The 12,790-nt window shown below is 49.7% G+C and carries 12 protein-coding genes; all 12 read right to left on the bottom strand.

Going from position 1 to position 12,790, the window contains the following annotated elements:
* Complete coding sequence (fabZ, locus tag SBO83_RS10660; RefSeq protein ID WP_034792780.1) at positions 1-456, bottom strand: 3-hydroxyacyl-ACP dehydratase FabZ; 456 nt, start codon at positions 454-456, stop codon at positions 1-3.
* Positions 457-605: 149 nt separating this feature from the next.
* Positions 606-1,628 carry a UDP-3-O-(3-hydroxymyristoyl)glucosamine N-acyltransferase gene (gene lpxD / locus SBO83_RS10655; protein ID WP_396131482.1) on the bottom strand — a complete coding sequence of 341 codons (1,023 nt, stop codon included), beginning with the start codon at positions 1,626-1,628 and terminating at the stop codon, positions 606-608.
* A gap of 2 nt (positions 1,629-1,630) precedes the next feature.
* Entirely contained in the window at positions 1,631-2,128 is a 498-nt protein-coding gene (skp, locus tag SBO83_RS10650) for a molecular chaperone Skp (RefSeq protein WP_185689321.1), read from the bottom strand.
* A gap of 150 nt (positions 2,129-2,278) precedes the next feature.
* The gene (bamA, locus tag SBO83_RS10645; RefSeq protein WP_396131481.1) at positions 2,279-4,705 is read right to left on the bottom strand and encodes an outer membrane protein assembly factor BamA; all 2,427 of its coding nucleotides are present in this window, start codon (positions 4,703-4,705) and stop codon (positions 2,279-2,281) included.
* A 36-nt stretch (positions 4,706-4,741) separates the two neighbouring features.
* Positions 4,742-6,097: a sigma E protease regulator RseP gene (gene rseP / locus SBO83_RS10640; RefSeq protein WP_353503239.1), complete on the bottom strand. Its 1,356-nt coding sequence runs from the start codon at positions 6,095-6,097 to the stop codon at positions 4,742-4,744.
* Positions 6,098-6,138: 41 nt separating this feature from the next.
* On the bottom strand, positions 6,139-6,987 hold the full coding sequence (gene cdsA, locus SBO83_RS10635) for a phosphatidate cytidylyltransferase (protein ID WP_353503240.1): 849 nt from the start codon (positions 6,985-6,987) through the stop codon (positions 6,139-6,141).
* Between the two features lie 9 nt (positions 6,988-6,996).
* A complete protein-coding gene (gene ispU, locus SBO83_RS10630) occupies positions 6,997-7,755 on the bottom strand; it encodes a (2E,6E)-farnesyl-diphosphate-specific ditrans,polycis-undecaprenyl-diphosphate synthase (protein WP_396131480.1) in 759 nt (252 codons plus the stop codon).
* Positions 7,756-7,983: 228 nt separating this feature from the next.
* Complete coding sequence (ispC, locus tag SBO83_RS10625; protein ID WP_353503241.1) at positions 7,984-9,180, bottom strand: 1-deoxy-D-xylulose-5-phosphate reductoisomerase; 1,197 nt, start codon at positions 9,178-9,180, stop codon at positions 7,984-7,986.
* A 159-nt stretch (positions 9,181-9,339) separates the two neighbouring features.
* Positions 9,340-9,897, bottom strand: coding sequence for a ribosome recycling factor (frr, locus tag SBO83_RS10620; RefSeq protein WP_353503242.1), 558 nt, complete (start codon positions 9,895-9,897; stop codon positions 9,340-9,342).
* A gap of 124 nt (positions 9,898-10,021) precedes the next feature.
* On the bottom strand, positions 10,022-10,753 hold the full coding sequence (gene pyrH, locus SBO83_RS10615) for a UMP kinase (protein WP_034792800.1): 732 nt from the start codon (positions 10,751-10,753) through the stop codon (positions 10,022-10,024).
* 157 nt (positions 10,754-10,910) lie between these two features.
* Positions 10,911-11,762 (bottom strand): translation elongation factor Ts, encoded by an 852-nt coding sequence (gene tsf / locus SBO83_RS10610; RefSeq protein ID WP_353503243.1) that lies wholly within the window; start codon positions 11,760-11,762, stop codon positions 10,911-10,913.
* A 168-nt stretch (positions 11,763-11,930) separates the two neighbouring features.
* Positions 11,931-12,656, bottom strand: a complete 726-nt coding sequence (gene rpsB, locus SBO83_RS10605; protein WP_013574193.1) for a 30S ribosomal protein S2 — start codon at positions 12,654-12,656, stop codon at positions 11,931-11,933.
* Between the last annotated feature and the right edge of the window lie 134 nt (positions 12,657-12,790).

Genomic DNA, 12,790 nt, shown 5'->3' with positions numbered 1-12,790 from the left:
TTAAGACTCCCGGCGACGGGCGCACATCATTGATGCCTCGCAAGCAATCTCGCCATCTACCTTTGCGACACCTTTAAAACGAGCAACGCCACGACGCTCTTTAATGAATTCAACTTCCAGAATCATCTGGTCGCCTGGCAACACAGGACGTTTGAATCGTGCGTCATCAATAGCAGCAAAATAATACAGCTCGCCTGGCTCTAATTTACCTACGCTTTTGAAGGCAAGAATGCCGGTGGCCTGCGCCATCGCTTCAAGAATCAATACGCCTGGGAAGATAGGCTTACCCGGGAAGTGGCCCTGGAAGAACGGTTCGTTGAAAGAAACGTTTTTCACTGCACGTAAAAACTTCCCTTTTTCAAAATCCAACACGCGGTCAACCAGCAAGAACGGATAACGGTGTGGCAGCAGATCCAATATCTCTTCAATACGCAGAGTATGAGTGTCAGTTGTCAAAATACTCTTCCTGTCTAAAAAACTGATGGCATCAATAACACGGCCTGCTTGATCCCCAAAGAAGATCATTAGGCAGGCCGCAAATAGAAACGAGTGCCGCCGGAAGGTGGCATCCACTGCCAATTTCCAGCAACACAGTAGTCGGTAATTTAGTCTTCTTCGATTTTACGCTCGACAGCTTTTAAGCGCTTATTCATCTCATCGATATTCATTACCAACGCAGCGGTTTTACGCCACACTTTATTGGGCTGTAACGGAATACCGGAGGAGTATACCCCAGGTTCGGTGATTGGTCGCATCACCATTCCCATTCCAGTCACTACAGCCTTATCACAAATTTCCATATGGCCGTTGATAACACTGGCGCCGCCGATTTGGCAGTAACGGCCAATTTTCAGACTACCGGCCATAATCACTCCACCTGCAACCGCCGTATTGTCTCCAATCACGACGTTGTGCGCAATCTGACATTGATTATCAATGATAACGCCATTGCCGATGATGGTGTCGTCCAGAGCGCCGCGGTCAATCGTGGTGCAAGCACCGATCTCTACGCGATCGCCAATCAGCACGGTACCCAGCTGAGGAATTTTGACCCAGTTACCACGGTCGTTAGCATAGCCGAAGCCGTCAGCACCAATCACGGTACCAGACTGAATCAAGCACGATTCGCCAATTTCCACACGATGGTAAATAGAGACATTGGCCCAAATTTTGGTGCCAGCGCCTATTTTTGCATTCTTACCAATGAAACAGCCAGCCCCAATGACAACATTGTCACCAAGCACAACACCTGACTCGATCACCGCATTGGCGCCAACGGAAACGTTGTTGCCCAAGATGGCGGTGTCGGAGATAACCGCGCTGGCGGCAATGTCCGAAGCTGGCGCTGGAGTGGTATCTAACAATTGCGCCATACGGGCATAAGTCAGGTATGGGTTTTTAACCACTAATGCCGCTGTGCGGCAAAACGGCAGATCCGCTTCCGTCAACACTACAGCCCCTGCGGCGCAGGTAGCTAACTGTTCACGGTAACGGCTGTTTGATAAAAACGTGATTTGCTCAGAGTGCGCGGAATGCATTGAAGCAATGCCGGTGATGACGATATCGCCATCACCGTGCAATTGTGCATCCAACTGCTGTGCGAGATCAGCCAGTCGAATTGAAGACATGTTTATTTAACCTGTTTCAGCACATCAGCAGTAATGTCTTTTTCATTGCTTGCGTAAGCAACAGCGTTAGCATCAACAACGATGTCATAACCTTGTTTGCTAGCAACAGACTTCACTGCATCCTGGATACGGCTCAGGATTTTGTTACGTTCTTCAGCCTGACGGCGACGGTTATCTTGTTCAAAAGCCTGAGCTTTTGTAGAGAAATCTTCGCGCTGAGCCATAACGTCTTTTTCAAGCTTGCTGCGATCGCTGGCTTTCATGGTAGAGCCATCACGCTGCAGTCTCTGCATTTTAGTCTGCAGATCACGTTCTTGAGCTTGCAACTGAGTTGCACGGCCTTTGAACTCGTTTTCCAACTGTTTTGCAACAGCATCACGTGCTGGCATTTGTTGGAAGATGCTCTGAACGTTAACAACAGCAATTTTGTCAGCAGCTTGGACGCTTACTGAAGAAGCCATAACTAAACCGAGGCCGGCGGCATATAACCACTTTTTCACTATAAACTCCTTCCATCACCCGTTGTGCCATATGGCACGATAATTACACAATAAGAATGAGTTTATAAAACAACTTCACGGGCGTTTTGCCCGTGAGCTGATAAAAACTCAAACATTGTAGCCCTCATAGCATTGAGAGCCACGAATGTGTTACCACGTTTTACCGATGTTAAATTGGAACTGTTCCGCTTTATCACCATCGTAATCTTTGATTGGTCGTGCGTAAGAGAACACCAATGGCCCTAATGGAGACTGCCATTGCAACGCCAGACCTGAAGAAACACGGAAGTTGTTCGGATCACTGTAATCAGGAACGCCTGCAGCTTCAGTTTGCGCAGTGTTCTTCCAATTGGTATCCCAAACAGTACCGCCATCAACAAACACAGAAGTACGCACTGAGTTTGAATATTTCTCACTGATAAACGGTGTAGGCACGACCAACTCAGCACTTAACACGGCCATGGCGTTACCGCCGACAGCATCGTCAGAGTTGTTTACAGCACAGTTGCTGTAAGAGGTGCTACCCGCAGCACAGTTATAGTATGCCGCTTTAGGACCGATAGTATTCGAACGGAAACCACGGACGCTGCTTGAGCCACCCGCGTAGAAGTTATCGTAGAACGGTACTTCTTTCCCGCCGATACCATCTGCATAACCCGCGCGAGCACGACCCAGTAATACCCACTGACGGTTTTCGCTCAGAGGGAAGTACGTCGTTGAGTCGAACGTAATCTTGTAGTACTCGTTATCCGAGCCAGGCACTGTCACTTTGCCGTTCAGGCTAGCTTTGGTACCTGAAGTCGGGAAGTACCCACGGTCAAGGTCGTTGTAGCCCCAACCCAAGTTCGCAAAGAAGTCGTTCGCGCTGAAGTCTGCATCAGACGTGGTATCTGTACCCACGGTGACTGGCGGGTTGATACCCACAGAGTTCAGGTAACGGAACATACTTACCTGCGGTTCCATATTGGACAGGTCGTTATGTACGTAATCCAGGCCCAGACGCAATGAGTTGTTTTCATTGACTGGGAAGCCGAGCGTACTGCCTATGCCATAACTCTTGTTGGTATAGTCAGACAGGTCGGCGTTATCAGCTTTAAAGTCGTTATAGAAGATACGACCGCCCAAGCTCACACCGTCGACGGTGAAGTAAGGGTCGGTAACCGTGAATTCTGTATACGTCTGATAATCGTTTTTAGTTCCGCTGATCCCAACAGAATAACCAGAACCTAACCAGTTATCTTGTTGAACACCGACCTGGAAGCTCACGCCACTCTCGGTGCCGTAGCCTACGCCAAAGTTAAAGGTACCGGTGTTACGCTCTTTAACTTTATAGACCACGTCGACCTGATCTGGGGTACCCGGTACGCGCTGAGTATCAACATCAACGGTATCGAAATAGCCTAGACGGTTAAGACGCTCTTTGCCTTTATCAACCAGATCATTACCCAGCCACGCACCTTCCATCTGACGCATTTCACGGCGCAAGACGCTGTCTTTACTGGTGTCGTTGCCTTCGAAGCGAATGTGACGTACATAGAAACGGTTACCCGCGTCTACGCTAACGTGCAGCTTAACGGTTTTGTCGGCATCATTGATTTCAGGCTGAGTCTGTACGCGCGGATAAGCGTAACCATAACGGCCCAACATCTGCTTGATGTCGTTTTCCATTTTGGTGACTTTCGCGCCATTATACAGCTCGCCTTTGTCGATCTTGGTCAGGCTTTCAACTTCGGCAGAGTGGCCGGCCATATTGCCGTTAACTTCAACGCCTGAAAGCTTGTACTGATCGCCTTCAGTGATGTTAAGGGTAATATAAATGCCTTTTTTATCTGGCGTCAGGCTGACCTGAGTTGAATCGATGTTGAAACGGGCGTAACCGCGATCCAGATAGAAGCTGCGCAGGGTTTCGAGGTCACCCGCCAATTTTTGTTTCTGGTATTTGCGATCGCCCACCACGTTCCACCATGGCACCTCGTCACGCAGCTGGAAACGAGCAATAAGCTCATCCGTGCTGAACGCGTGGTTACCCACGATGTTGATCTGCTGAATTTTTGCAGAAACACCTTCGGTGAAGACCAATTTCAAATCAACGCGGTTACGCGGTAAAGGCGTAACAACAGCCTTCACGGACGCGCTGTATTTACCGACGCTGTAGTAGAAATCTTCGAGACCTTTCTCGATGCTGGTTAATGTTGTTCGATCAAGCGCTTCGCCAACCCGGACACCAGAGGCTTCCAGGTTTTCTTTCAGCATGTCGTCTTTCACAGATTTATTACCTGAGAAAGTGATGCTGGCGATTGTAGGACGCTCTTTGACCTGAACAATCAAGGTATCACCATCACGCAGAACGCGAACGTCCTCAAAGTTGCCAGTGGCAAACAATGCGCGAATAGTATTACTGATGTCGTCGTCGGTGATGGTATCACCAACGCGAACCGGCATATTGAGTAACGCCGCACCGACGGCAACTCGCTGCAGGCCTTCGAAATGAATGTCTTTCACCACGAAACCATCTGCACCGTATACGGTGGCGCTGCCAAACAGCAGCGACGCTATGAGCAACTTTTTGATCGCCATCGTTGTTATGCGTTCTTCCTAACCTAATCCCCAGCCTTAAAGACGGGAGAAATCATTGAAAAGTGCAAGCCCCATTACCATCACCAGCACTATCGCGCCGATACGGTAACTGAAGTTTTGAACTCGCTCGGAAACTGGCCCACCCTTTAGCTTCTCGATAGCTAAAAACACCAGGTGTCCACCATCTAACACTGGCAACGGAAAAAGGTTCACGATACCGAGATTGACACTGATAAGTGCCAAAAACATCAGGTAGTACACTAAACCATATTCCGCCGACATTCCTGCTCCCTGTGCGATTGAAATTGGACCACTCAGGTTATTCAGCTTAACGTCGCCAGTTATTAACTTACCCAGCATGTTTACCGTGAGCTTCATCAGCTGCCAGGTTTTATCCCCGGCCTCATAGAATGCAACAAACGGCCCATACTGACGGATAGTTTTGTACTCATCAGGCAGTGGTATAACTTTGGGCACCACTCCGGCAAATCCTTGTTCCTTCCCCTTGCCTACCGACTTGGAGTCCGGTGTCAGTGTGAGATCAACCGATGAACCTGCGCGCTCAACTTCTAACGCGATAGGTTTGCCCGGGTTATCACGAACCTGCATGGCAAAAGTACGCCAATTCGCCAAAACTTGACCATCGACTTTAACGATCCTGTCACCAGCTTGCAAACCGGCTTTCTGAGCTGCCGAATCGGTTTGCACTTCTGCGAGCACAGATTCTATCTGTGGGCCGCGAGGAATAATACCCAGCGCGACAACGGGATCTTGCTTTTCGGGGTCAAACCGCCATTGTGTTAAATCTAATTTTTTCTCAACAACTTCAGAACCACCGAATTGTGAGACACCTAAAGTTGTCTGATTGTTTCCGATCTCACCGATTAAAGACAAACGAACTGAATCCCAATCAGGCGTTTCGATGCCATCGATTGACTTAAGTTCCATGCCGGGAGAAATATTCGATTGCGCTGCGATGGATTGTGGGGTGACTTCACCAACAACCGGACGCACGGCTGGGACGCCGATAATGAACACCAGCCAATAGGCAAAAACGGCGAAAATGAAGTTAGCGATTGGCCCAGCGCTGATGATAGCGGCGCGCTGCCAAACGGTTTTACTATTGAAAGACTGGTGGCGCATTTCGTCAGGAACGGTTTCGTTACGCTCGTCGAGCATCTTAACGTAACCGCCAAGGGGAATGACGGCGAGAACGTACTCGGTCCCGTGTTTATCCGTGCGGCGCCACAGAGTGCGCCCAAAACCCACGGAGAAACGCTGAACATAAACGCCACAACGACGAGCAACCCAGAAATGGCCAAATTCGTGCACGGTGATTAGCACCCCCAGTGCAACGATAAAGGCGGCCAAACTCCAGAGTATGTTCATCATATTCCTAACGATCCCTTAGAAGACATCCCGTCTCGGACGGATTAATAAACCAGCAGCATTAAGCATGCAAACACCGGCACAGCCGCAGTCAGGCTATCGATACGATCCAGTATCCCACCATGACCCGGTATCAAGTTACCACTGTCTTTTATACCCGCTTCACGTTTAAACATGCTTTCAGTTAAATCCCCCAGCACCGAAGCCAGAGCAGCAATGACTGAACACACCAACAGCGTAGCAGGAACAACATTTAATGGCGCATAACGCCCGAACAACCAGGAAATCAGGGCCGAAGTGACCAAACCACCGATGACGCCTTCCCATGTCTTACCAGGGGAAACTTTCGGCGCCAACTTGTGCTTGCCGAACAGTTTGCCAAACAGGTAAGCGCCAGAGTCTGCGCCCCAGACCAGCAGCATGACATACAGCAGCCACCATGCTCCAGTGTGGTGATTTTCAGCGTAACCGTACTGGCGCAGCGCCACCATACCCCAAAAGAAAGGAACAATGGTCAATAAACCGAAGGCTAAACGTAATATGCGCGATCCGCGCCAAAATGAGGCAGATTTAGGGTAGAAAATAACCAGAACAAAGGCCGCAATCCACCATATAAGGGAAGCCCATAATGAGCCGCTCACTTGAGGGAGGTTAATTGGCTGACGATAAGCCGGCATGCTCAGCATCATTGCAATAAGGACAAAGCCACAGAGCACGGCCAGCCAAATGCGCTGACTGCGAGTCTTAAATCCTGAAAGTTGCCCCCACTCCCACGCGGCCAACATACAGATGACTAACGCAACAATGGCAAAACCAAGAGGCGGCAGCATAAACAGTGCAGCGATAACAATGGGGATCAAAATCAACGCTGTGGCGATGCGATACTTCAGCAAAAGTTCTCCCTAGGACGCATTGGCGCCAATAGGTGTAGTGCCCCCGAAGCGACGCTCGCGTTGTGCAAAAGCATTCAGCGCGCCTTCAAAGGTGTTTTCATCAAAATCAGGCCAGAGGACATCGGTAAAGTAAAGTTCTGCATAGGCGATTTGCCACAGCAAAAAGTTACTAATACGGTGTTCCCCACCGGTTCTGATCACCAAATCGACGGGTGCCAACTCGCTCATACAGATAGTGCTATTTAATGCTTCTTCTGTAATTTGCTCAACCTGCAAAGAACCAGCTTCAACTTGACTCGCCAGTTTTTTTACGCTCTGGATAATATCCCACCGACCGCCGTAATTAGCAGCGATGTTAAGCGTAAGGCCGTCGTTATTTTCTGTAAGTGTTTCTGAACGACGGATCCTTTCTTGCAGACGCGCACTAAAGCGGCTGACATCACCGATGATTTTTAGCCTGACGTTATGTTTGTGCAGACTTTTAACTTCGCTGTCCAGTGCACGGACGAACAGCTCCATCAATGCTGAAACTTCCTGAGCAGGTCGGTTCCAGTTCTCACTACTAAAGGCATAAAGCGTCAACGCATTAAGCTGATGGTTGGCCGCAAAACTGACTGCTTTACGGACGGATTTCACACCGGCTTTATGGCCAAAAACGCGCATTTTCCCCTGAAGTTTCGCCCAGCGACCATTGCCATCCATAATAATGGCAACATGGCGTGGCATTGCGCAAGGCGCGTCAGATATCTGTTGCTTTTCGAGGGACATAACGCGTACTCATTTCCTTATTAGGGCAGAACTATGTTAACTGACCGCCAGCGTATTTCTGTGCGCAAAAAAGCCGTGTTCCTGTTCAGGCACGGCTTGCCCTGACTGTTTACCGTTTTTATAGAGTAATCGCATTCAGGTATCGGCACTGAAGGCGCAGTCAGGTGGCGCAGACTATATCATTTCAATGTGATGCGAACAAATTACCGCAATCCGCTATCCGCAACATCATAACGCAAAAGTCTGTAATTTCTGGTGAGCTGACGCACGCGCCGCACGGTCAATTTCCAATACTTCATCAACAGATTGCGGTTCGTTCGCGACAGATTGCTCCATAACTTCGCGATTTATGTTGGCAATGTCGGTAAAGCGAATGTGCCCCGCCAAGAATGCGGCGACCGAAACTTCATTAGCAGCGTTCAATGCCGTGGTGGCTGCCTGCCCCGTCCGGCTGGCTTCAATAGCCAATTGTAAACACGGATAGCGGTCAAAATCAGGCTCGCAGAAGGTCAACGCACCGATTCGGCAGAAATCTAACGCTTCAACGCCGGAATCGACACGATGCGGATAAGCCATCGCGTGGGAGATTGGCGTGCGCATGTCCGGCGAGCCGAGCTGCGCCAAGACGCTGCCATCGTGGTAGCGAACCATAGAGTGAATCACCGATTGCGGATGGATAATGACTTCCATCTGCTCGGCAGAGGCATTGAACAGCCAGCGGGCTTCGATATATTCGAGGCCTTTGTTCATCATGGTGGCGGAGTCGACAGAAATTTTGCGCCCCATCGACCAGTTCGGGTGCGCACAGGCCTGGTCTGGGGTGACGTGGGCAAAGTCTGCCAAAGGTAACTCGCGGAATGGGCCACCAGAGCCGGTAAGGATAATGCGCGATACGCCATTTTCTTCCAAAGAGGCATAGCCAAGCTGCTGCTGAATGCGCTCAGGCAGGCTCTGGAAAATTGCATTGTGTTCACTATCGATTGGCAGAAGCTGGCTGCGGCTTTGGCGAACGGCATCCATGAAGATGCGTCCGCAGGTGATCAGCGACTCTTTATTCGCCAGTAATACCTGCTTGCGCGCTTTTACCGCCGCAAGCGTGGGTAACAGCCCGGCGGCGCCAACGATGGAGGACATCACCTGATCAACTTCATCCAGCGCCGACAACTCACAGGACGCCTTTTCGCCAGAGAGTACCTCTGTTTTTATCCCCTGTTCAGCAAGTATGGTTCGCAGTGCTTTGGCAGAAGTTTCATCGGCCATAGAGGCAAAACGAGGTTGGAATTCAATACATTGCTGCGCCATGACGTCCACGTTTTTACCGGCAACCAGTGCAGTTACCTTGAAATCTTGTGGGTTAGCGCGAACGACCGCGAGGGTGCTGCTGCCGACAGAGCCTGTCGAACCAAGGATGGTAAGTTGTTTCATGAAAATACCCGGTAGAACCAGTGCATGATCGCAATGCGCATTAGTCTGAAACCTCTTTGACGGCTTGTCTATGAGATTTAAGCAGCAGGTGGAAAAAGAGAGCGACCACAAAAAATAAAGCGCCGCAAAGGCGGCGCTTGGAGGAAGATAAGTTGTGGATTAGAACTCCATCAACTCGGTTTCTTTCTCGGCTAGTGCGACGTCAATTTTCTTGATGAACATATCCGTCATTTTCTGGATATCATCCTGAGAACGACGATCTTCATCTTCACTGATTTCTTTATCTTTCAGCAAAGCTTTGGTCTTATCGTTAGCGTCGCGGCGTACGTTACGCACGGAAACGCGGCCCTGCTCGGCTTCAGAACGCACAACTTTGATCAGGTCTTTACGACGCTCTTCTGTCAGCGCTGGCAGTGGAACGCGGATAGTGGCGCCAGCAGAAGATGGGTTAAGACCCAAATCAGAGGTCATGATGGCCTTTTCAACAGCGGCGCTGATTGAACGGTCAAACACGGAGATAGCCAGAGTACGGGAATCTTCAACCGTTACCTGAGCTAACTGACGCAGTGGCGTGGCAGAACCGTAGTAGTCGACCATGATGCCGTCGAGGATACCCGGTGAAGCACGGCCAGTACGGATTTTGCTGATATGGTTTTTGAATGCTTCGACGCATTTTTCCATGCGGATTTCAGCATCTTTTTTAATGTCGTTAATCACGTTGCGAACCCTTAAGAACTGGTTACTTGGCAGACCATAGCATTAGTATAGTCCGTGAATACTCATGCCAGCCAAGGCTGGCAAACTTGCTTATGATTTCTTGCCAGCAGTGGCAGGGGGAAGATTATTCACCGCGAGAAATCAGCGTACCTTCGTTTTCACCCATCACTACGCGGCGCAGTGCGCCCGGCTTATTCATATTGAAGACGCGAATTGGCAAGTTGTGATCGCGAGCCAGTGTAAAGGCCGCCAAATCCATCACTTTCAGTTCTTGCTCAAGCACTTCTTGGTAAGTCAGTTGTTCGTACAGCGTGGCGTCTGGGTTTTTCACTGGATCAGCAGAGTAAACGCCATCAACTTTGGTCGCTTTTAACACCACGTCGGCTTCGATTTCGATACCGCGCAGGCATGCTGCTGAGTCAGTAGTGAAGAAAGGATTGCCGGTACCCGCAGAGAAAATGACCACGCGGTTGTGACGTAGCAGGCTGATAGCCTCGGCCCAGCTGTAGTTGTCACACACGCCGTTCAGCGGAATAGCGGACATCAGGCGAGCGTTCACATAGGCACGGTGTAATGCATCCCGCATTGCCAGACCATTCATCACTGTAGCCAGCATACCCATGTGGTCGCCCACAACACGGTTCATACCCGCTTGTGCCAGGCCTGCACCACGGAACAGGTTCCCACCGCCAATGACCACACCGACCTGAATGCCGAGCTCAACCAGCTCTTTGACTTCCTGAGCCATGCGATCCAAAACGCTTGCATCGATACCAAAACCTTCGCTGCCCTGCAGGGCTTCGCCACTGAGTTTTAGCAGAATACGCTGATAAACGGGTTTCGCATTGGTAGCCATGGTGTCTGTCCTAAGAAGCAATGTGTCGTAATGGGAATCAATCTATACATCATAGCGTTGTTAAAAAGAGACAACGCACAATGTTATTGGAATTTGGGGCTGGATAAAACGGAACCGCCAATCTTCAGCGGTTCCATTTTAGAGCATCAACTACGAATTAAGACTGTTTAGTCATTGCTGCAACTTCAGCAGCAAAGTCAGTCTCAACTTTAGCGATACCTTCACCAACTTCGAAACGGATGAAGTTGATAACGTCAGCTTTGTGCTCTTTCAGCACTTCGCCAACAGATTTGCTTGGGTCGATAACGAAAGGCTGACCAGTCAGAGAAACTTCGCCGGTGAATTTCTTCATGCGGCCTTCAACCATTTTCTCTGCGATTTCTTTCGGCTTGCCAGACTGCATCGCGATGTCGAGCTGAACTTGGTACTCTTTCTCTACCACTTCAGCAGACACGTCTTCTGGTTTAACGAATTCTGGCTTGCTTGCAGCGATGTGCATAGCAACTTGCTTAACCAGCTCTTCGTCAGCGCCTTTAGCAGCAACCAGAACACCGATGCGAGCACCGTGCAGGTAGCTACCCAGAACTTCGCCTTCCAGAGTAGAAACGCGGCGAATATTGATGTTTTCACCGATTTTAGCAACCAGAGCGATACGCTCTTCTTCGAACTGAGCTTTCAGAACGTCAACGTCAGTGATTTTGCCAGCAACAGCGGCGTCCAGCACTTTGTCAGCAAACGCTTGGAAACCAGCATCTTTAGCAACGAAGTCAGTCTGGCAGTTAACTTCCAGAATCACACCATAGTTGCCTTCGATCTTGGTTTTGATCACGCCGTCAGCAGCTACGTTGCCTGCTTTCTTAGCAGCTTTGATCGCGCCAGATTTACGCATGTTTTCGATTGCCAGCTCGATGTCGCCGTTAGCTTCAACCAGAGCTTTCTTACAATCCATCATGCCAGCGCCAGTACGTTCGCGCAGTTCTTTTACCAGGGCAGCGGTAATATCAGCCATTGTATTTTCCTCGATTATCTCGCTGCAAAAGAGACTTTTGCGGTGAGATATTTCTCGCATTTAAGATAAGCAAAGGGGGCCAATAAAGGCCCCCTAACCAACATATTCAATACCTGGTTAATAAGGGCTACTCTATACCCATCAGGGTATTTACGAGAGCCTGTCTTATTATTCAGCTTCTACGAAGCTTTCTTCTGCCTGAACAGCCAGATCTTGCGAACGGCCTTCACGGACAGTGGCAGCAACAGCGCTCAGGTACAGATTAACTGCACGGATTGCGTCATCGTTACCTGGGATAACAAAGTCAACGCCATCCGGATCGGAGTTGGTATCAACAATGGAGAATACCGGGATACCCAGGTTGTTAGCTTCTTTGATTGCAATGTGTTCGTGATCGGCGTCGATGACGAACAGAGCATCAGGAAGACCACCCATATCCTTGATACCACCCAGGCTATTTTCCAGCTTCGCAAGCTCACGAGTGCGCATCAGCGCTTCTTTCTTGGTCAGCTTTTCGAAAGTGCCGTCTTGAGACTGAATTTCCAGGTCTTTCAAACGTTTGATTGACTGACGAACGGTTTTCCAGTTAGTCAGCATGCCGCCCAACCAGCGATGGTTCACGAAGAACTGGTCGCAGTTGTGTGCAGCTTCTTTTACCGCTTCGCTTGCAGCGCGTTTAGTACCAACGAACAGGATCTTTCCTTTACGGGAGGAGATCTTCTGCAACTCAGCCAGAGCTTCGTTGAACATTGGAACAGTTTTCTCAAGGTTGATGATGTGAACCTTGTTACGAGCGCCGAAGATGAATGGCTTCATTTTCGGGTTCCAGTAACGGGTCTGGTGACCGAAGTGAACACCGGCCTTGAGCATGTCGCGCATGGAAACAGTTGCCATGATAAAACCTCTATAAGTAGATGCTGGGGTTATGCCTCCACGTATCCCATAACGCCGACCCTGCAGAACGAATTCCCAGAGCACCCCGGCGAATGTGTCGATACGTGTGTGTTATTACTTACGTTAATAAGTAC

It is taken from the genome of Ewingella allii (assembly GCF_044430645.1).
GTDB lineage: Bacteria > Pseudomonadota > Gammaproteobacteria > Enterobacterales > Enterobacteriaceae > Ewingella > Ewingella allii.
Note: the sequence above shows the minus strand (reverse complement) of the source record. Positions and strands in the feature narration are given on the sequence as shown.

Excerpts from the sequence above, each read along its gene's own strand:
- rseP (WP_353503239.1), bottom strand. The coding sequence starts at position 6,097 with ATGATGAACATACTCTGGAGTTTGGCCGCCTTTATCGTTGCACTGGGG.
- ispU (WP_396131480.1), bottom strand. The coding sequence starts at position 7,755 with ATGTCCCTCGAAAAGCAACAGATATCTGACGCGCCTTGCGCAATGCCA.
- pyrH (WP_034792800.1), bottom strand. The coding sequence starts at position 10,753 with ATGGCTACCAATGCGAAACCCGTTTATCAGCGTATTCTGCTAAAACTC.
- bamA (WP_396131481.1), bottom strand. The coding sequence starts at position 4,705 with ATGGCGATCAAAAAGTTGCTCATAGCGTCGCTGCTGTTTGGCAGCGCC.
- lpxD (WP_396131482.1), bottom strand. The coding sequence starts at position 1,628 with ATGTCTTCAATTCGACTGGCTGATCTCGCACAGCAGTTGGATGCACAA.
- ispC (WP_353503241.1), bottom strand. The coding sequence starts at position 9,180 with ATGAAACAACTTACCATCCTTGGTTCGACAGGCTCTGTCGGCAGCAGC.
- rpsB (WP_013574193.1), bottom strand. The coding sequence starts at position 12,656 with ATGGCAACTGTTTCCATGCGCGACATGCTCAAGGCCGGTGTTCACTTC.
- tsf (WP_353503243.1), bottom strand. The coding sequence starts at position 11,762 with ATGGCTGATATTACCGCTGCCCTGGTAAAAGAACTGCGCGAACGTACT.